This is a genomic window from Streptomyces sp. NPDC045022, from assembly GCF_056432605.1.
The window spans coordinates 142468-161528 of sequence record NZ_JBWKIR010000018.1; the positions used below are offsets into that span (position 1 = coordinate 142468).

The window sequence follows — 19061 nt, forward strand, 5'->3', positions numbered from 1 at the left end:
TGTTCCCCGGTTCCGGGTTTCCACCCCGGCCCCCCGGGTACGAGCGCCCGACCAGGAGAGGGGCACCCCGGCCCCGGGTCCGACGACTTCAGGCCGGACCGGAGGTGACACCGCCCGCCCGCACCGTCGCTCTGCGTGATGATCGTACGAGCGCTCCGCGGGCTGCGCCCGTATCGGTCGATCGGGCTCGCAGCGGGCAACTCCGGCCAGTAGCGAAGGGTTTTGGCCGCACCGCGCACGGAACAAGCTGCTTCCACCTCACGTTGAGTGGGTATTCCCTCCGTGCGAGGGAGAGCGCACCGGGTGACCGACGACACACCTTGACAGTCTTTGTGATCTAGGGGTTTCAATCGACACCCACCCAGGTAGGGTCTGGAAGCGTCCAGCTCCCCTTGGAGGAGGTGAGGACCGTGGCAGCCCACGACGACGACATGAACCGCGGCATCCGCCCGGGACGAGGGTCCGACGACCCGGCCGGGCAGATCGCCTACCTTGAGCAGGAGATCGCCGTCCTGCGACGTAAGCTCGCCGACTCTCCGCGACACACGAGGATTCTCGAAGAGCGGATCGTCGAGCTGCAGACCAATCTGGCCGGCGTGTCCGCGCAGAACGAACGACTGGCCAACACGCTCCGCGAGGCCCGCGACCAGATCGTGGCCCTCAAGGAAGAGGTCGACCGGCTCGCCCAGCCGCCGGCCGGCTTCGGAGTCTTCCTCGTGGCGAACGAGGACGGTACCGCCGACATCTTCACCGGCGGCCGCAAGCTCCGGGTGAACGTCAGCCCCAGTGTCGAGCTGGAAGATCTGCGGCGCGGCCAGGAAGTCATGCTCAACGAAGCGCTCAACGTGGTCGAGGCCATGGAGTACGAGCGCGTCGGCGACATCGTCACCCTCAAGGAGATCCTCGAGGACGGCGAGCGCGCCCTCGTACTGGGGCACACCGACGAGGAACGGGTGGTACGGCTCGCCGAGCCGCTGCTGGACGTCACCATCCGGCCCGGCGACGCCCTCCTGCTCGAACCCCGCTCCGGCTATGTGTACGAGGTCGTGCCCAAGAGCGAGGTCGAGGAACTCGTCCTCGAAGAGGTCCCCGACATCGGCTACGAGCAGATCGGCGGCCTCGGCAACCAGATCGAGGCCATCCGTGACGCGGTCGAGCTGCCGTACCTCTATCCCGACCTGTTCAAGGAGCACGAGCTGCGCCCGCCGAAGGGAGTCCTCCTCTACGGGCCCCCCGGCTGCGGCAAGACGCTCATCGCCAAGGCCGTCGCCAACTCGCTGGCCAAGAAGGTCGCCGAGGTCACCGGCCAGGCCGCCGGCAAGAGCTTCTTCCTGAACATCAAGGGCCCCGAGCTGCTCAACAAGTACGTCGGCGAGACCGAGCGGCAGATCCGCCTCGTCTTCCAGCGTGCACGTGAGAAGGCCAGCGAGGGCACCCCCGTGATCGTCTTCTTCGACGAGATGGAGTCGCTCTTCCGCACCCGGGGCTCCGGTGTCAGCTCGGACGTGGAGAACACCATCGTCCCGCAGCTGCTCGCCGAGATCGACGGCGTGGAAGGCCTGCAGAACGTGGTCGTCATCGGCGCCTCGAACCGCGAGGACATGATCGACCCCGCCATCCTGCGACCCGGCCGGCTGGACGTGAAGATCAAGATCGAGCGTCCCGACGCGGAGGCGGCCAAGGACATCTTCGGCAAGTACCTCACCGAGCGTCTCCCGCTGCACACGGACGACCTCGGCGAACACGGCGGCGACAGGACCACCACCGTCCAGAGCATGATCCAGACGGCCGTGGAGCACATGTACACCGAGTCCGAGGAGAACCGCTTCCTGGAGGTCACCTACGCCAACGGCGACAAGGAAGTCCTCTACTTCAAGGACTTCAACTCGGGCGCCATGATCGAGAACATCGTGGGCCGTGCCAAGAAGATGGCGATCAAGGACTTCCTGGAGAAGAACCAGAAGGGCCTCCGCGTCTCCCACCTGCTCCAGGCCTGCGTGGACGAGTTCAAGGAGAACGAGGACCTGCCCAACACCACCAACCCGGACGACTGGGCCCGTATCTCCGGAAAGAAGGGCGAGCGGATCGTGTACATCCGTACCCTCATCACCGGAAAGCAGGGCGCGGACACCGGACGCTCCATCGACACGGTGGCGAACACCGGTCAGTACCTGTAACGGCGGGGCGGCTGCGGGTGCCCTCACCGGGTACCCGCAGCCGTTGCGTTTTTCAGGCCACGACCGGAGCAGCCAATGACGCAAATGATCTCCCCACCAGCGCAAAGGCGTTCTAGGCTCGTTCCTACCGCCGAGTCGCGCAGTGCGGGGACGGGCACCGCACACGCACCGGAGCGCCAGCGGTACTTGAGCGGCGCCCACGACCGAGGGTGCCGCCGGGCAAGGAGGGCCGCATGACCGTACGGCGAGTAATGGGCATCGAGACGGAGTACGGGATCTCCGTCCCCGGTCACCCGAACGCCAATGCCATGCTCACCTCGTCCCAGATCGTCAACGCCTACGCGGCCGCGATGCACCGGGCCCGCCGGGCCCGCTGGGACTTCGAGGAGGAGAATCCGCTGCGGGACGCGCGAGGCTTCGACCTCGCCCGGGAGGCCGCCGACTCCAGTCAGCTCACCGACGAGGACATCGGCCTCGCCAACGTGATCCTCACCAACGGTGCACGCCTCTATGTCGACCACGCCCATCCCGAATACAGCGCCCCCGAGGTCACCAATCCCCGCGACGCCGTCCTCTGGGACAAGGCCGGCGAGCGGATCATGGCCGAGGCCGCCGAGCGGGCCGCACAGCTCCCCGGCGCCCAGCCGATCCACCTGTACAAGAACAACACCGACAACAAGGGCGCCAGCTACGGCACGCACGAGAACTACCTGATGAAGCGGGAGACCCCGTTCTCGGACATCGTGCGCCACCTCACGCCCTTCTTCGTCTCCCGTCAGGTCTTCGCGGGCGCCGGCCGCGTCGGAATCGGCCAGGACGGCCACGAGCACGGTTTCCAGCTCAGCCAGCGAGCCGACTACTTCGAGGTCGAGGTCGGTCTGGAGACCACCCTCAAGCGCCCGATCATCAACACCCGCGACGAGCCGCACTCGGACGCGGAGAAGTACCGTCGCCTGCACGTCATCATCGGCGACGCGAACCTCTCCGAGATCTCCACCTACCTCAAGCTGGGCACGACCGCCCTGGTCCTCTCCATGATCGAGGACGGGTTCATCGCGGTGGACCTGGCGGTCGACCAGCCCGTGCGCACCTTGCACCAGGTCTCCCACGACCCCGCGCTGAAGCGCCTGGTCACCCTCCGCAGCGGCCGCACCCTGACCGCCGTCCAGCTGCAGATGGAGTACTTCGAGCTGGCCCGCAAGTACGTCGAGGAGCGGTACGGCGCCGACGCCGACGACCAGACCAAGGACGTCCTGAGCCGCTGGGAGGACACCCTCACCCGGCTGGAGAACGACCCCATGAGCCTCGCCGGCGAGCTGGACTGGGTCGCCAAGCGCGAGCTCATGGAGGGCTACCGCCGCCGCGACGACCTGGACTGGGACGCCGCGCGGCTGCACCTGGTCGACCTCCAGTACGCCGACGTAAGGGCCGAGAAGGGCCTGTACAACCGCCTGGCGGCCCGCGGACGCATCAAGCGCCTCCTGGACGAGACCGAGGTCGAAAGGGCCCGCACGAAGCCGCCGGAGGACACGCGCGCGTACTTCCGCGGCCGCTGCCTGGAGCAGTACGCGGACGACGTCGCAGCCGCCTCCTGGGACTCGGTGATCTTCGACCTCCCCGGCCGGGACTCGCTGCAGCGCGTTCCAACCCTGGAACCGCTACGCGGAACGCGAAATCACGTCAAGGAGCTGCTGGACCGCTGCCGGACGGCGGAAGACCTGGTCAGGGTCCTGTCAGGCGGCTGAGCGCGGTCAGCGGGTACCCGTACCGCCCCGGGCGGACAGGGTGGAAAACCCACCGCCCGGGAATCATCGAGATGGCCCCCGCACGTTGTGGAAACTGCGGGGCCGATGTCGGACCCGGCTTGTAGGGTCTGATCATCACCGATCGGCAGGCGAACTGAGCGGGGTGAGGGTTATGGCAACCAAGGACACCGGCGGCGGCCAGCAGAAGGCGACGCGGTCCACCGAGGAGGTCGAGGAGCAGGCGCAGGACGCGCAGGCTACGGAGGACCTCAAGGAGCGGCACGAGAAGCTGAGCGACGACGTGGACTCCGTCCTGGACGAGATCGATGACGTTCTGGAGGAGAACGCGGAGGACTTCGTACGCTCCTTCGTGCAAAAGGGTGGACAGTAAGGCGCCCTTCCCTTCGAATCCAAGGTTCGAGGGCGCGGGGATAGTGAGTGGCCAACGAGCGGTCGAGGGAGCGCTGCTCGCGGCCGGAGAAGTCCGGGCCGCGGGCGGTCCTCGTCACCGGGAAAGGCTTTGGCCGGGCATGTGGATCACCCCCACGAGCCGGGTAAGGTCCGTGGCATACCGTGCTTCGACTGCAATTCGGCCATCGGCAAGTCGGGCGAGTCGTCCCGGGCTTGTCCGCCGGACTGCGGCCTATGTGGAAGGAAACTTGTGGAAGCCAATACTCGTGGCACCGGGCGTCTACCAGCTGCCTTCCTGACGCCAGGATCCTCCTCTTTCATGGACTTCCTCTCCGAGCACCAGCCGGAGATGCTGCCCGGCAACCGGCAGCTGCCGCCCACGCGGGGCGTGATCGAGGCGCCGCACGGGACGACGATCGTCGCCGTCACATTCCCCGGGGGCGTCGTGCTCGCCGGTGACCGCCGGGCGACCATGGGCAATGTCATCGCCCAGCGGGACATCGAGAAGGTGTTCCCGGCGGACGAGTACTCGGCCGTCGGTATCGCCGGCACCGCGGGTCTCGCCGTGGAGATGGTCAAGCTCTTCCAGCTGGAGCTGGAGCACTTCGAGAAGGTCGAGGGTGCTCAGCTGTCGCTGGAGGGCAAGGCGAACCGGCTGTCGACGATGATCCGTTCCAACCTCGGCATGGCCATGCAGGGACTGGCCGTCGTGCCGCTCTTCGCCGGGTACGACGTGGACCGGGAGAAGGGCCGCATCTTCTCCTACGACGTCACGGGCGGCCGTTCCGAGGAGCACAACTTCGCGGCGACGGGTTCCGGCTCGGTCTTCGCGCGTGGGGCGATGAAGAAGCTGTTCCGTGGCGACCTGACCGAGGAGGAGGCCACCACGCTGGTGGTCCAGGCCCTCTACGACGCGGCAGACGACGACTCGGCGACCGGTGGTCCCGATGTCGCCCGCCGGATCTACCCGATCATCACCGTGATCACTGAGGACGGCTTCCGCCGGCTCACGGAGGAGGAGTCCTCCGAGCTGTCCCGCGCGGTGCTCCAGGGCCGCCTCCAGGAGCCGGACGGCCCCAAGGCCGCCCTGCTCTGAGTGCGGGCCCGGTTCTTATCAAGGTGATCCAGTGACCATGACAGAAAGGGACGGATAACCGGTGTCGACGCCGTTCTATGTCTCACCCCAGCAGGCCATGGCCGACCGGGCCGAGTACGCCCGCAAGGGCATCGCCCGCGGCCGCAGCCTGGTCGTGCTGCAGTACGCCGACGGCATCGTGTTCGTCGGCGAGAACCCGTCCCGCGCGCTGCACAAGTTCAGCGAGATCTACGACCGGATCGGCTTCGCGGCCGCCGGCAAGTACAACGAGTACGAGAACCTGCGCATCGGCGGTGTCCGCTACGCCGACCTGCGGGGCTACACCTACGACCGTGACGATGTGACCGCCCGGGGCCTGGCGAACGTCTACGCCCAGACGCTGGGCACGATCTTCTCCTCCGCGGCCGAGAAGCCGTACGAGGTGGAGCTGGTGGTGGCCGAGGTGGGGGAGACCCCCGAGGGCGACCAGATCTACCGGCTGCCGCACGACGGTTCCATCGTGGACGAGCACGGCTCGGTCGCGGTGGGCGGCAACGCCGAGCAGATCAGCAGCTTCCTGGACCAGCGGCACCGGGACGGCATGAGCCTGGCGGAGGGGCTCAAGCTGGCCGTGCAGGCCCTGTCCCGGGACACCAACGGCAGTGAGCGGGAGATCCCGGCCGAGCGCCTGGAAGTCGCGGTGCTGGACCGTACACGCCCGCAGAAGCGCAAGTTCAAGCGCATCGTCGGCCGTCAGCTGGCCCGTCTGCTGGAGGTGGACGGCGCGGCCACCGAGGCGGAGAGCTCCGAGGAGGAGTAGCCCGTCACCTCGTCCCGCATCTCCTGTGCCCCGGCCGGTTCCTCCGGCCGGGGCACAGGAGGTTCAGGCCGCGCGCGGCGGTGCTGTGGAGCCCCGGACGACCAGTTCCACCGGGATGTCCTCGCGGTCCGGTTCCCGGCCCTCCAGGACGGCCAGGAGGGCGTGCATGCCGCGTTCGCCGAACAGCTCGGCGTCCAGTCGTACGGTCGTCAGCTCCGGATCGAGCGCGGTGGCTAGGGCGAGGTCGTCCAGGCCGGTGACGGAGACGTCCTCGGGGACGCGCAGGCCGAGGCGGCGCAGCGCCTTGTAGGCGCCGGCGGCGAGCTTGTCGTCGTCGCAGACGACCGCCGTCGGGCGGGGGCCGGGCGCGGTGAAGGCCGTCTCGGTGGCGGCCAGGGCGCCGTCGATCGAGATGGGGGCGGCCGCCGTGCGGACCTCGGTCCCGGGGACCGCGGCCAGGCGCGCGGCCAGCTCCCGTGCGCGTACCTCGAAGGTCCAGGAGGGGACGTCGGCGGCGAGGTGCAGTACGCGGCGGTGGCCGAGGCCCAGCAGGTGTGCGGCGACCTGGCGGACGCCGTCGGCGATGTCCAGGTTCACGGTGGCGGCGCCCAGGCTGCCCTCGGGGTCGCTGTCGAGCATGACGAGGGGCAGCTGGTCGCCGCGGATCGCCGTGAGGGCGTCGGCTGCCATGGAGGAGGCGATGACGCCGTCCAGGGCGGCCTGTGCGGAGGCGAAGGGGTCGCGGGCGGGGCCGACACCCTCGGGGGAGGGGTAGAGCACCATGCCGAAGCCGTGTGCCGCGGCGACGCGGGCGGCGCCGGTGTAGACGCCGGCGAAGAACTCCGTGGTCAGGGCGGGGACGACGAGCAGGACGGTGCGGGTGCGGCCGAGGCGGAGGTTGCGGGCGGCGAGATTGGGGCGGTAGCCGAGGTCGCGAGCGGCTTCCCGGACGCGTTCGGCGGTGGCCTCCGAGACCCGGCCGCGCCACTTGTCGCCCAGGACGAGCGAGACGGCGGCCTGGGAGACTCCGGCCGCCTGGGCGACGTCACGGCTGGTCGGGCGCGTGCTGCTGCGTGCCACCGCGGGCGTGCTCCTTCGTCTTCCGGTCGTTCGCCTGGACGGGCGAACAGCGCACATGGTACGTATGAGAGGAGACGTTATACGTAACACGAGGGTCGTCGAGGGTCCTGGACGAGCCACTGGAGGGCAGGACATGGCCACGGGGTACCTGGAGATCCTGCGCGCGCGACACGCGCTGCGACTCCTCACCGGCACTCTGGTGGGCCGGCTGCCCAACGCCACCGCCGCGATCGCCCTGGTGCTGTACGTGCGTGCCGAGGGCGGCACCTACAGCCTCGCGGGCGCCCTCGCGGCCGTGTACGGCGTCGCCAACGCCGTCGGCCAGCCGGTGCTGGGCCGGCTCGTGGACCTGTACGGCCAGCCGCGTGTGCAACTGCCCGCAGCGGTCCTCGCGGCGCTCGCCATGTCGGCCTTCGCCCTCCGCGGCACCGATCCGCTCCCGCTCGCCTACGCGGCCGTCGCGGCGTCCGGACTGTTCACCCCGCCCCTCGAGGGCGGCCTGCGGGCCCTGTGGCCGTCCGTGCTCCGGCGCGAGGAGCAGGTGCACACCGCGTACGCCATGGACGCGGTCGCGCAGGAGATCATGTTCACGGTCGGGCCGCTGCTGGTGACCCTGTGCGTCGCCGTGTGGGACGAGCGCGCCGCCCTGCTCGTGCTGAACCTGCTGGGCGTGCTGGGCGCGCTCTCCGTGGTCCTCTCGCCGCCCTCGCGCGCGTGGCGCTCGGCCCCGCGCGAGGCGCACTGGCTGGGCGCCCTGCGCTCGCCCGGCCTGCTGGCCCTGCTGGCCGCCTTCCTGTTCGTCGGCATCGCGCTGGGCTCCATCACGGTCGCCTCGGTGTCGTACGCCGACGGTCACGGCGGTGACGCGGTCTACGGCTGGCTGATGGCCGGCCTCGGTCTCGGAGCGCTGGCAGGCGGCACGGTGTACGGCGCCCGCCAGTGGGCCGGTGCGCCCGAACGGCGACTGCGTGTGCTGGTGGCGCTTCTGGCGGTGTGTTACCTGCCGCTGGTGCTGATGCCCGGCGCGGTCGCCATGGTGCTGCTCAGCGTGGTCTCCGGGATCTTCCTGGCCCCCTGCATCGCCTGTGCGTTCATCATCGTCGACCGGCACGCGCCGACCGGAACCGTCACCGAGGCCTTCTCCTGGCTCGTGACGACGTTCACGGTGGGCGCCTCGGTCGGAACGGGCCTGGCGGGGCCGGTGGTCCAGGCCGGTGGCACGCTGTGGGGCTTCGTGCTGCCGGGCGCGGCGGGAGCCGTGTCCCTGCTGGTCCTGTGCGCCACCGGACGGGTCCTCGCAGCTCCCGCGCGAGGCGCGGTCGTTGCGGCTTCATCGGAAACTGATCCAAATCGTGCTGCCGAACCCCGTTTCAGCTCAGGGGATCGGGCGTAATGTTCACTCATGGACCGCCGCATTTTCGGGCTGGAGAACGAGTACGGCGTCACGTGCACGTTCAGGGGACAGCGCCGCCTGTCTCCTGACGAGGTGGCGCGGTACCTCTTCCGCCGTGTCGTGTCATGGGGCCGTAGCAGCAATGTCTTTCTGCGAAACGGCGCCCGGCTCTATCTCGACGTGGGCTCACATCCGGAATACGCGACACCCGAATGTGACAACGTGACCGAACTGGTCACCCACGACAAGGCCGGCGAGCGCATTCTCGAAGGACTCCTGGTGGACGCGGAACGACGCCTGCACGAGGAGGGAATCGCGGGCGACGTCTACCTCTTCAAGAACAACACCGACTCGGCGGGCAACTCCTACGGTTGCCACGAGAACTATCTGGTGGCGCGGCACGGGGAGTTCTCCCGGCTCGCGGACATTCTCATCCCCTTCCTGGTGACCAGGCAGCTGCTGTGCGGCGCGGGCAAGGTGCTGCAGACCCCGCGCGGCGCGGTGTACTGCGTCAGCCAGCGCGCGGAGCACATCTGGGAGGGCGTCTCCTCGGCGACGACCCGCTCCCGTCCCATCATCAACACTCGCGACGAACCGCACGCGGACGCCGAGCGTTACCGCAGGCTGCACGTCATCGTCGGCGACTCGAACATGTCCGAGACGACCATGCTGCTCAAGGTCGGCGCCACCGACCTGGTGCTGCGCATGATCGAGGCGGGCACCGTCATGCGCGACCTCACGCTGGAGAACCCGATCCGGGCGATCCGCGAGGTCAGCCACGACATCACCGGCCGGCGCAAGGTGCGCCTGGCCAGCGGGCGGGAGGCCTCCGCGCTGGAGGTGCAGCGCGAGTACTTCGACAAGGCCGTGGACTTCTGCGACCGCCGGGGCATCCGCACCGGTACGGTCGCGCAGGTCCTGGAGCTGTGGGGCCGCACCCTCGACGCGATCGAGACCGAGGAACTGGACCGCATCGGCACCGAGATCGACTGGGTCATGAAGTACAAGCTCATCGAGCGGTACCGGGCCAAGCACAACATGACGATGTCGCACCCGCGGGTCGCCCAGATAGACCTCGCCTACCACGACATCCACCGCCGTCGTGGCCTGTACTACCTGCTGGAGAAGAAGGGCCAAGCCACCCGGATCTGCAACGACTTGAAGATCTTCGAGGGCAAGTCGGTTCCGCCGCAGACCACGCGCGCACGGCTGCGCGGCGACTTCATCCGGCGGGCACAGGAACAGCGCAGGGACTTCACCGTCGACTGGGTGCACCTGAAGCTCAATGACCAGGCCCAGCGCACCGTGTTGTGCAAGGACCCGTTCCGTTCGGTGGACGACCGGGTGGAGAAGCTGATCGCCGGAATGTGACGAAGGCATGTGAGTCAAGCGTTTCCGCACCGAAATGCCGGAACGCCACACGGGCGCCGTACGTTTCCCGTACGGCGCCCTTCTCCGTCGTAGAGTTGCGCGCACGCCAATCCGCAAGATCGACCGATTACGAGGCTCTTCCGTGCGCCGACGCTCACTCCTCCTCGCCGCCCTCCCCGCAGGACTGGTCACACTCGCCGGATGCGGAGACGACAAGTCCGACTCCAGCAAGGCCGGTGTCTCGCCGTCGCCCTCGGCGTCCAGCGCACCCCCGCCGAAGATCGTGGACGGGCCGCTGCCGGCGATCACCGGAGGAGCGAAGTTCGGCGAGAAGCCGACCGTGGCCAAGGGGACGGGGGAGCCGTCGAAGAACCTCGCGGTGAAGACGCTGATCGCGGGCAGCGGCCGCCCGGTCGCCGAGAACGAGTTCATCCGGGCGGACTACCTGGGCCAGATCTGGGCCACCGGCAAGGTCTTCGACAACTCCTACGACCGGGGGAGCCCGCTGCTCATGCAGCTGGCCCAGGGCACCATCATCGACGGCTGGCGGTACGCCCTGACGGGCAAGAAGACCGGCAGCCGGATCGAGATCGCCGTCCCGCCCAACTACGGATACGGCAAGTCGGGCCAGCCGCAGGCGGGCATCAAGGGCACCGACACCCTGGTCTTCGTCATCGACCTGATCGAGTCCTTCAACTCGCAGAGCTCGGCCAAGGGCAAGCCGGTCGCCCAGAGTGACGCGGCCCTGCCGAAGGTGGCCACCAACACCGACGGCAAGGTGCCCAAGGTCACCGTCCCCGAGACGGACCCGCCGAAGAAGCTCGTGTCGGCCTACGTCCTGGAGGGTGACGGCGCCGAGGTGAAGGCCGACCAGACCGTCCTGTGCCAGTTCCAGGGCCTGGTCTGGGACGGCGGCAAGACGTTTCAGCAGACCTATGGCTCGGGCCGGCTCAGCCAGTTCCCGATCCAGCAGATGCAGCAGACGGTCAAGGGGCTGGCGCAGGGCCTGACCGGCAAGAAGGTCGGCAGCCGGGTCCTGGTCGTCGTACCGCCGGAGCTGGGCTACGGCGACAACCCGCCGAGCGGTGGGGCGATCAAGAAGGACTCCACCCTCGTGTTCACGGTGGACATCCTCGCCGCGATGTAGCGCGCGGGACGCAGGTGCGGGCGGGAGAGCCGTGGGGATGAAAGACTGTCGGCGTTTCGTGTCGTACACAAGCAGGAGCCTTTGACGTGAGCATCGAGAAGCCCGAGATCGACTTCCCGGGCGGCGAGCCCCCGGCCGACCTCGAGATCAAGGACATCTGGGAGGGCGACGGGCCGGTTGCGCAGGCGGGCCAGACCGTCACCGTCCACTACGTGGGTGTCGCCTTCAGCACCGGCGAGGAGTTCGATGCCAGCTGGAATCGGGGCACCCCGTTCCGCTTCCCGCTGGGCGGTGGCCGTGTCATCCAGGGCTGGGACAAGGGCGTGCAGGGCATGAAGGTCGGCGGCCGCCGCCAGCTGACCATCCCCGCCCACCTCGCCTACGGCAACCAGAGCCCTACCCCGGCGATCAAGCCCGGCGAGACCCTGATCTTCGTGGTTGACCTGCTCGGGGTCTGATCCACCGGCGGGTCCGACCGGATCCGATCACCTGGGGCCCATGCCTGCTCGGGCATGGGCCCTCGGCTTTGCCCCCGCACTCCGGAGCGGTACGGTCATCGGTCGTAAGCACCATAGGGGAGGCGAAGGGCGTCGATGGCCATTGCCAAGGCCGAGCGGCTGATGAACCTCGCGCTGTGCCTGCTCGGCACACGGCGGCCGCTCAGCAAGCGCGAGCTGCGCGATTCCATTGAGGCATACGTCGAGGCCGCCAGGCCGGACAGGGCTGTGGCCGCCAGGCCGGACAGGGCTGTGGCCGCCAGGCCGGACAGGGCTGTGGCCGCCAGGCCGGACAGGGCTGTGGCCGCCAGGCCCGAGAAGGGTGCGGCCGGTTCCGAGGACTCCTTCAACCGCATGTTCGAGCGGGACAAGGACGACCTGCGCGAGCTGGGCCTGGTCATCGAGACCGTCGAGAACATCGACGGGGAGGTCGGTTACCTCGCCCGTCGCGACAGCAACCGGCTGCCCCCCATCACCCTGGACGCCGAGGAGGCCGCCGCCCTGGGCCTGGCCGCGAAGGTCTGGCAGCAGGCCCGGCTGGCCGGTGCGGCCAGCGGCGCCCTGCAGAAGCTGCGCGCCGCGGGGCTCCCCGAGGGCGTCGACCCGTACGAGGCGCACGGCGCCCTGGAACCGCGCATCCCGGTGCACGAGGCGGCCTTCGAGCCGCTGATGCTGGCCTGCCGGGACCGCCGTCCCGTCGTCTTCGACTACCGCAAGGCCTCCGCCGCCCACCCCGAGACCCGGCATGTCGAGCCGTGGGCGCTCGAGTGCTGGCGCGGCCACTGGTATCTGGCCGGTTTCGACCGCGACCGGGGTGCCGAGCGGGTGTTCCGCCTCTCCCGGATCACCGGCAGGGTCCGCTCCCGTGGCACGGGCTTCACCGCTCCCGTGCCGGATGTGGTCACCGTGCGGGAGACCGTCGCGAGCTGGGCGGGTGAGATCGCCGACCGCTCGGCGTTGATCCGGCTGCGCTCCGGCGCCGGTTACCCCCTTCGGGCGAAGGCCACCCGGGTCCGGGAACTCGGCGACGGCTGGGACGAGTTGGAGATTCCGTACGGGCACGGTCTGGACGCCTGGCTGGTGGAGTTCGGGCCGGACGTGGTGGTCCTGGAGCCGGCCGAGCTGCGGGCCGACGTGGTGGACCGGCTGCGTGCCGTGGCCAAGGGCTGAGGGGGAGCAGGACTGTGGCAGGCAAACCGGTCAGGCCCGTGAACGCCATCGACCAGACCCGGCGGATGCTGTCCCTGGTGACCTATCTCCGGGAGCGCCCCGGCGCCCGGATCGCGGACGTCGCGCGCGCCTTCGGCATCACCGAGGACGAGCTGGTCGCCGACCTCGATCTGCTGCCCATGTGCGGCACCAGCTTCCGCGGCGGCGACCTGCTGGATATCGACACCGACGGCGAGCGCATCTGGTGGCACAACCCGGCCGCGCTGGGCGAGGAGGCGGCCGAGCCGCTGCGGCTCGCCGCCGACGAGGCCACCGCGCTGCTGGTCGCCGCCCGCGCGGTGTCCACCCTGCCCGGCCTTCGGGAGGGTGACCGCCAGGCCCTGCTGCGGGCGACCGCCAAGGTGGAGACCGCGGCCGGTGAGGCCGCCGGCGCCAGCTCCCGCCTGTCGGTGACCTTCGAGTCCGAGGGCGGGGTCTTCGCCGACGTCGACCGGGCGATCTCCGAGCGCCGCCGGCTGTGGATCCGCTACTACTCCCCGGCCCGCGACGAGGTCACCGAGCGCGAGATCGACCCGATCCGCCTGGTCAGCGTCGGCCACACCTATGTCGAGGCCTGGTGCCGTCGCTCCGAGGCCCGGCGCACCTTCCGGCTGGACCGGGTCGCCGAGATCAGGATCCTCGACGAGCCGTCCGCGCCGCCCGAGATAGAGCTGCGCGATCTCTCCGAGGGCCTGGTGCAGCCGGCCGCCGAGGACCCGGAGGTCGTCGTCGAGGTCGGCCCCGGCGGCCGCTGGGTCGCCGAGTACTACCCGCACGACAGCGCCGATGAGCTTCCCGACGGCGGACTGCGTATCACTCTGCGCACCCCCGAGCCGGCCTCCCTGCGCCGGCTGGCGCTGCGGCTCGGCCGCGACGGCCGGATCGTCTCCCCGCCCGAGCTGGCCGACAGCGCCCGCCGGGCGGCCCGCGAGGCGCTCGCGGCGTACGACGGCCCGCTGGAGGCGGTGCCGGGTGCCGATGGCCAGGACGAGAGGCAGGAGCGAGGGCTTTGAGCGAGTCCCCGGTGTCCGGTGCGGGTGAGATGACGGTGGCGGCCGCGTTCGCCGGGATGAGGAGAGTGGTCCCCGTGATGTTCCGGGCCGGGTGCCCGGACTGCCGGAACCGCTTCGAACTCGCCGCGAGCGCCCTGCGCCTCGCCATCGGCGCCAGCAGCCGGACGACGTTCTACTCGTTCACCTGCCCCGAGTGCGGTGCCTCGGTCCGCAAGCCGGCCGGCGAGCGCGTCGTCGAGCTGCTCACCGGCGGCGGGGTGCGGACCCTGCGCCTGCACTCCACGGTGTAGGCGGCTGCGCTCCGCACCGCGGGACGGTCTAGGCTCGACGCCATGTTCTGGCCGATGTTCGCGGTAGCCGTGGGTTTCCTGGGTCTCGCCGTGCTGGGGGTGCTCGCCGTCCGGGTCTTCCTGGAGGCGCGGCGCCTCGGGCAGCAGGTGGCGGACTCCGCGCGCCGTATCAACAGGGCGGCCGAGGACCTGGAGCGGGCGGCCGTGACCGCGGCCCGCGCCGTGGACGCCCTGTGAGCGCTCATGTCATGCGCTTTGGGTCACTTCGCCCTGTCACCTTGCCCGTCCGGCCAGGTACGCTGCTGGGCGCGGCCCGGTGACGAGGCGCGGTCCGCAGAGCAGGAGTACGCCGGGGGATTGTCCCGCGTTCACACCCAGGCGTTACGATCGCAGCCAGCACGACGTCCGGACACGTGTCCGACCTGTCGGACGTTCCCGCCTCGGTGAGAAGGTGAAGATCTATGTTCCGCAACGGACTTGAGCCGTGGCACCTGCTGCTCCTCGTTCTGGTGATCGTCCTGGTGTTCGGCTCCAAGAAGCTCCCGGACATGGCGCGCTCGCTCGGCAAGTCCGCGCGCATCCTCAAGAGCGAGGCCAAGGCGATGAAGGACGACGGCAAGCAGCCCGAGGGCACCGCCCAGTCCACCGCCGAGGAGCCCGCTCCGGCTCAGCGCACGATCCAGGCCGCCCCCGGCGACGTGACCAGCTCCCGCCCGGTCAACGAGCCGACGGACACGACCCAGCGCTGACGCGAGGGCCGGGGCATCCGGTCCGCTGCACGAGATGAGGATGTGGGTTGCTCAAGCCTGCCCGCAAGAAGGAGAGGGATCCCGAGGGGCGGATGCCACTCGCGGATCACTTGCGTGAACTGCGCAACCGGCTCGCCAAGGGTGTCCTGGCGATCGTGGTCGTCACGATCGTGGCCGCGTTCTTCTACAGGGACATCGTCAACTTCATCACCGAGCCGGTGCTCGACGAGATCGGCTGCCACCAGTCCTTCGGCGAGCTGGCCGAGGCCAAGAACGTCCACTGCGCGCATATCACGGTCAGCGGCCTGCTGGCGCCGTTCACCCTGGCCCTGAAGGTCGCGCTGATGGCGGGTGTCGTGCTCGCCTCGCCGGTCTGGCTCTACCAGCTGTGGGCGTTCGTCGCGCCGGGCCTGCACCGCACCGAGAAGAAGTACGCCTACGCCTTCGTCGGCTTCGGCTTCCCGCTCTTCCTCGGCGGCGGCTACCTCGCCTTCCACGTGCTGCCCACCACGGCGCGCGTGATGATCGACCTCACGCCCAGCGGTGCCGAGAACCTGCTGCCACTGGACGACCTGCTGGACCTCGTCACCCGCATGATCGTCATCTTCGGCCTCGCCTTCGAGATGCCGTTGCTGCTGGTCATGCTCAACCTCACCGGCGTCCTCTCCGGCCGGCGCATGCGGGGCTGGTGGCGCGGCATGGTCGTCGGCATCACCGCCTTCGCGGCCGTGGCCACGCCCAGCCCCGACCCGATGACGATGCTGGCGCTGGCGGCGCCGATCTGGGCGCTCTACTTCATCGCCGTGGCCATCGCGCTGCTCAACGACCGGCGCCGGGCCCGCCGCGAGGCCGCCGGCCCCGGGGACGACGAGGCCTCCGAGCTGGACCTCACGCCCGAGGACATCGGCGCGGTCGAGCCCGTCCCGGCCGCCCGGGCGCTGCCCGAGCAGACGAGCACCGACCGGGTCAACGGCTACGACGACGTGACCTGAGCCCTCACCGGCCACGGCGCGATGCCCCCGTCCCCGGAGCCCTCCGGGGACGGGGGCATCCGTCTTTGCCGATCAGCCCACGTTCCGGATAATGATCGTCCTGTTGTCAGTGGGGCCCGGTACGCTCGAAAGCACGATGACAGAGGATCTCTCACCGGCCGAGCGGTACGCGGCAGCCCGCAGGCGGGCAGCCGAGCAGGCCACCGCGCTCGCGGACTTCCGCGAGATGTACGACTTCGGCCTCGACCCCTTCCAGATCGAGGCCTGCCAGGCACTCGAGGCAGGAAAGGGCGTGCTGGTGGCCGCCCCCACCGGCTCGGGCAAGACGATCGTGGGCGAGTTCGCCGTCCACCTCGCCCTCAGACAGGGCAAGAAGTGCTTCTACACGACACCCATCAAGGCGCTGTCGAACCAGAAGTACGCCGATCTGTGCCGCCGCTACGGTGCCGACAAGGTCGGCCTGCTCACCGGCGACAACAGCGTGAACTCCGGCGCCCCGGTGGTCGTGATGACCACTGAGGTGCTGCGGAACATGCTCTACGCCGGCTCACAGACCCTCCTCGGCCTCGGCTATGTGGTCATGGACGAGGTGCACTACCTCTCCGACCGCTTCCGCGGCGCCGTCTGGGAGGAGGTGATCATCCACCTGCCCGAGTCGGTGACCCTGGTGTCGCTCTCCGCGACCGTGTCCAACGCCGAGGAGTTCGGTGACTGGCTGGACACCGTGCGGGGCGACACCGAGGTGATCGTCTCCGAGCACCGGCCCGTGCCGCTGTTCCAGCACGTGCTCGCCGGGCGCCGGATGTACGACCTCTTCGAGGAGGGCGAGGGCCATCGGAAGGCCGTCAACCCCGACCTCGTCCGCCTGGCCCGCATGGAGGCCACCCGGCCGTCGTTCCAGGACCGCCGGCGCGGCCGGTCGATGCGCGAGGCCGACCGGGAGCGGGAGCGCAGACAGCGCTCGCGCGTGTGGACGCCGGGCCGGCCCGAGGTCATCGAGCGCCTGGACTCCGAGGGCCTGCTGCCCGCGATCACCTTCATCTTCAGCCGTGCCGCCTGCGAGGCCGCCGTCCAGCAGTGCCTGTACGCGGGGCTCAGGCTCAACGACGAGGAGGCGCGGGAACAGGTCCGCGCCCTGGTCGAGGAGCGCACCGCCGCCATCCCGCAGGAGGACCTGCACGTCCTCGGCTACTACGAGTGGCTGGAGGGCCTGGAGCGCGGCATCGCCGCCCACCACGCGGGGATGCTGCCGACCTTCAAGGAGGTCGTCGAGGAGCTGTTCGTGCGCGGCCTGGTCAAGGCCGTGTTCGCCACCGAGACCCTTGCGCTCGGCATCAACATGCCCGCCCGCTCGGTGGTGCTGGAGAAGCTCGTCAAGTGGAACGGCGAGCAGCACGCCGACATCACCCCCGGCGAGTACACCCAGCTGACCGGCCGTGCCGGCCGGCGGGGCATCGACGTCGAGGGCCACGCCGTGGTGCTGTGGCAGCGCGCGATGAGCCCCGAGCACCTGGCCGGTCTCGCGGGCACGCGCACCTACCCGCTGCGCTCCAGCTTCAAGCCGTCGTACAACATGGCGGTCAACCTGGTCGAGCAGTTCGGCCGGCACCGTTCGCGCGAGCTGCTGGAGACCTCCTTCGCGCAGTTCCAGGCCGACAAGTCGGTCGTCGGGATCTCCCGTCAGGTGCAGCGCAACGAGGAGGGCCTGGAGGGCTACAAGGCCTCCATGACCTGTCACCTGGGCGACTTCGAGGAGTACGCGCGGCTGCGCCGCGAGCTGAAGGACCGGGAGACCGAGCTGGCCCGGCAGGGCGCGAGCCAGCGACGCGCCGAGGCCGCCGTCGCCCTGGAGAAACTCAAGCCGGGCGATGTCATCCACGTGCCGACGGGAAAGTACGCCGGCCTGGCCCTGGTGCTCGACCCAGGCCTGCCCGCCGGCCGCTCCAACGGCCACCGCGGCTTCGACCACCACGACGGTCCGCGCCCGCTGGTGCTGACCGCCGAACGGCAGGTCAAGCGGCTGGCGTCCATGGACTTTCCGGTGCCGGTGGAGCCGCTGGACCGGATGCGGATCCCGAAGTCCTTCAACCCGCGTTCGCCGCAGTCCCGGCGGGACCTCGCCTCCGCGCTGCGCACGAAGGCCGGGCACGTCCCGCCGGAGCGGGCCCGCAAGAAGCGGTCGCAGGCCGCCGACGACCGCGAGATCGCGCGGCTGCGGACCGCCATCCGGGCCCACCCCTGCCACGGCTGCAACGACCGTGAGGATCACGCGCGTTGGGCCGAGCGCTACTACCGGCTGCAGCGCGACACCTCGCAGCTGGAGCGGCGCATCGAGGGCCGTACGAACACCATCGCGCGCACCTTCGACCGGATCGTGGCCCTGCTGACCGAGATGGACTACCTGCGCGGCGACGAGGTCACCGAACACGGCAAGCGGCTCGCCCGGCTGTACGGCGAACTCGACCTGCTGGCCAGCGAATGCCTGCGCGAGGGTGTCTGGGAGGGGCTTGCTCCCGCCGAACTGGCCGCCTGCGTCTCGGCGCTGGTGTACGAGGCCCGGGTCGGTGACGACGCGATGGCACCGAAACTCCCCTCGGGCAAGGCCAAGGCCGCGCTCGGCGAGATGGTGCGGATCTGGGGCCGGCTCGACGCGCTGGAAGAGGATTTCCGGATCAACCAGACCGAGGGGGTCGGGCAGCGGGAGCCGGATCTCGGGTTCGCCTGGGCCGCGTACATGTGGGCTTCCGGGAAGGGGCTCGACGAGGTGCTGCGGGAGGCGGAGATGCCCGCTGGTGACTTCGTGCGGTGGTGCAAGCAGGTGATCGACGTCCTCGGGCAGATCTCGGCGGCGGCGCCCTCCGAGGGGTCGACCGTCGCCAAGAGCGCGCGCAAGGCCGTGGACCAGTTGCTGCGGGGTGTGGTCGCCTACTCGTCGGTGGGCTGATCCCCCACACGGAACCGGCCGGGGGGGGGGGGGGGGGGGGGGGGGGGGGGGGGGGGGGGGGGGGGGTGGGGGGGGGGGGGGGGGGGGGGGGGGGGGGGGGGGGGGGGGGGGGGGGGGGGGCGTGGGGGGGGGGGGGGCGCGGGGGGGG

Annotated in this window: 17 protein-coding genes and 1 pseudogene; 17 read left to right on the plus strand and 1 reads right to left on the minus strand. The window is 70.0% G+C overall.

Features of this window, described 5'->3' with window-relative positions; all coding sequences use genetic code 11:
- Positions 1-410: 410 nt before the first annotated feature.
- The 6 genes and pseudogenes from arc to prcA all read left to right on the plus strand — a co-directional run bounded on the left by arc (position 411) and on the right by prcA (position 6228).
- Positions 411-2177 (plus strand): proteasome ATPase, encoded by a 1767-nt coding sequence (gene arc, locus AC07C1_RS28255; RefSeq protein WP_478943451.1) that lies wholly within the window; start codon positions 411-413, stop codon positions 2175-2177.
- 233 nt (positions 2178-2410) lie between these two features.
- Positions 2411-3922 carry a depupylase/deamidase Dop gene (dop, locus tag AC07C1_RS28260; protein ID WP_478943453.1) on the plus strand — a complete coding sequence of 504 codons (1512 nt, stop codon included), beginning with the start codon at positions 2411-2413 and terminating at the stop codon, positions 3920-3922.
- A gap of 172 nt (positions 3923-4094) precedes the next feature.
- Complete coding sequence (locus tag AC07C1_RS28265) at positions 4095-4313, plus strand: ubiquitin-like protein Pup (RefSeq protein WP_356149350.1); 219 nt, start codon at positions 4095-4097, stop codon at positions 4311-4313.
- Positions 4314-4439: 126 nt separating this feature from the next.
- Positions 4440-4632, plus strand: a pseudogene (locus AC07C1_RS28270) (endonuclease domain-containing protein); the annotation flags it as partial.
- Positions 4584-5429 (plus strand): proteasome subunit beta, encoded by an 846-nt coding sequence (gene prcB / locus AC07C1_RS28275; protein WP_478943455.1) that lies wholly within the window; start codon positions 4584-4586, stop codon positions 5427-5429. The pseudogene AC07C1_RS28270 and the gene prcB, both read left to right, overlap by 49 nt.
- 61 nt (positions 5430-5490) lie before the next feature.
- The gene (prcA, locus tag AC07C1_RS28280) at positions 5491-6228 is read left to right on the plus strand and encodes a proteasome subunit alpha (RefSeq protein WP_478943457.1); all 738 of its coding nucleotides are present in this window, start codon (positions 5491-5493) and stop codon (positions 6226-6228) included.
- A gap of 63 nt (positions 6229-6291) precedes the next feature.
- On the opposite strand, the gene AC07C1_RS28285 is transcribed toward prcA, so the two are convergent.
- Complete coding sequence (locus AC07C1_RS28285; RefSeq protein WP_478943459.1) at positions 6292-7308, minus strand: LacI family DNA-binding transcriptional regulator; 1017 nt, start codon at positions 7306-7308, stop codon at positions 6292-6294.
- Positions 7309-7441: 133 nt separating this feature from the next.
- Between AC07C1_RS28285 and AC07C1_RS28290 the strand changes: the two genes are divergently transcribed.
- From AC07C1_RS28290 to AC07C1_RS28340, 11 genes are all read left to right on the plus strand, one after another.
- Complete coding sequence (locus AC07C1_RS28290; RefSeq protein WP_478943461.1) at positions 7442-8701, plus strand: MFS transporter; 1260 nt, start codon at positions 7442-7444, stop codon at positions 8699-8701.
- Between the two features lie 9 nt (positions 8702-8710).
- Complete coding sequence (pafA, locus tag AC07C1_RS28295; RefSeq protein WP_020938995.1) at positions 8711-10072, plus strand: Pup--protein ligase; 1362 nt, start codon at positions 8711-8713, stop codon at positions 10070-10072.
- Positions 10073-10214: 142 nt separating this feature from the next.
- Positions 10215-11219 carry an FKBP-type peptidyl-prolyl cis-trans isomerase gene (locus tag AC07C1_RS28300; RefSeq protein WP_478943463.1) on the plus strand — a complete coding sequence of 335 codons (1005 nt, stop codon included), beginning with the start codon at positions 10215-10217 and terminating at the stop codon, positions 11217-11219.
- A gap of 86 nt (positions 11220-11305) precedes the next feature.
- Entirely contained in the window at positions 11306-11677 is a 372-nt protein-coding gene (locus AC07C1_RS28305; protein ID WP_478943465.1) for an FKBP-type peptidyl-prolyl cis-trans isomerase, read from the plus strand.
- A 135-nt stretch (positions 11678-11812) separates the two neighbouring features.
- Complete coding sequence (locus tag AC07C1_RS28310) at positions 11813-12886, plus strand: helix-turn-helix transcriptional regulator (protein ID WP_478943467.1); 1074 nt, start codon at positions 11813-11815, stop codon at positions 12884-12886.
- A gap of 14 nt (positions 12887-12900) precedes the next feature.
- Positions 12901-13938 carry a helix-turn-helix transcriptional regulator gene (locus AC07C1_RS28315; RefSeq protein ID WP_478943469.1) on the plus strand — a complete coding sequence of 346 codons (1038 nt, stop codon included), beginning with the start codon at positions 12901-12903 and terminating at the stop codon, positions 13936-13938.
- Positions 13935-14228 carry a hypothetical protein gene (locus tag AC07C1_RS28320; protein ID WP_478943470.1) on the plus strand — a complete coding sequence of 98 codons (294 nt, stop codon included), beginning with the start codon at positions 13935-13937 and terminating at the stop codon, positions 14226-14228. The genes AC07C1_RS28315 and AC07C1_RS28320 overlap by 4 nt, the downstream gene beginning before the upstream one ends.
- Positions 14229-14270: 42 nt before the next feature.
- On the plus strand, positions 14271-14465 hold the full coding sequence (locus AC07C1_RS28325; protein WP_478943472.1) for a hypothetical protein: 195 nt from the start codon (positions 14271-14273) through the stop codon (positions 14463-14465).
- A 224-nt stretch (positions 14466-14689) separates the two neighbouring features.
- Complete coding sequence (tatA, locus tag AC07C1_RS28330) at positions 14690-14977, plus strand: Sec-independent protein translocase subunit TatA (protein ID WP_478943473.1); 288 nt, start codon at positions 14690-14692, stop codon at positions 14975-14977.
- 47 nt (positions 14978-15024) lie between these two features.
- On the plus strand, positions 15025-15969 hold the full coding sequence (gene tatC / locus AC07C1_RS28335) for a twin-arginine translocase subunit TatC (RefSeq protein ID WP_478943475.1): 945 nt from the start codon (positions 15025-15027) through the stop codon (positions 15967-15969).
- A 91-nt stretch (positions 15970-16060) separates the two neighbouring features.
- Positions 16061-18913: a DEAD/DEAH box helicase gene (locus AC07C1_RS28340; RefSeq protein ID WP_478943477.1), complete on the plus strand. Its 2853-nt coding sequence runs from the start codon at positions 16061-16063 to the stop codon at positions 18911-18913.
- Positions 18914-19061 lie beyond the last annotated feature (148 nt).

Bases quoted from the DNA above. Each gene is read 5' to 3' on its own strand.
- AC07C1_RS28310 (WP_478943467.1), top strand. From the start codon at position 11,813: ATGGCCATTGCCAAGGCCGAGCGGCTGATGAACCTCGCGCTGTGCCTG.
- pafA (WP_020938995.1), top strand. From the start codon at position 8,711: ATGGACCGCCGCATTTTCGGGCTGGAGAACGAGTACGGCGTCACGTGC.
- AC07C1_RS28265 (WP_356149350.1), top strand. From the start codon at position 4,095: ATGGCAACCAAGGACACCGGCGGCGGCCAGCAGAAGGCGACGCGGTCC.
- AC07C1_RS28325 (WP_478943472.1), top strand. From the start codon at position 14,271: ATGTTCTGGCCGATGTTCGCGGTAGCCGTGGGTTTCCTGGGTCTCGCC.
- AC07C1_RS28290 (WP_478943461.1), top strand. From the start codon at position 7,442: ATGGCCACGGGGTACCTGGAGATCCTGCGCGCGCGACACGCGCTGCGA.
- dop (WP_478943453.1), top strand. From the start codon at position 2,411: ATGACCGTACGGCGAGTAATGGGCATCGAGACGGAGTACGGGATCTCC.
- tatA (WP_478943473.1), top strand. From the start codon at position 14,690: ATGTTCCGCAACGGACTTGAGCCGTGGCACCTGCTGCTCCTCGTTCTG.
- AC07C1_RS28340 (WP_478943477.1), top strand. From the start codon at position 16,061: ATGATCGTCCTGTTGTCAGTGGGGCCCGGTACGCTCGAAAGCACGATG.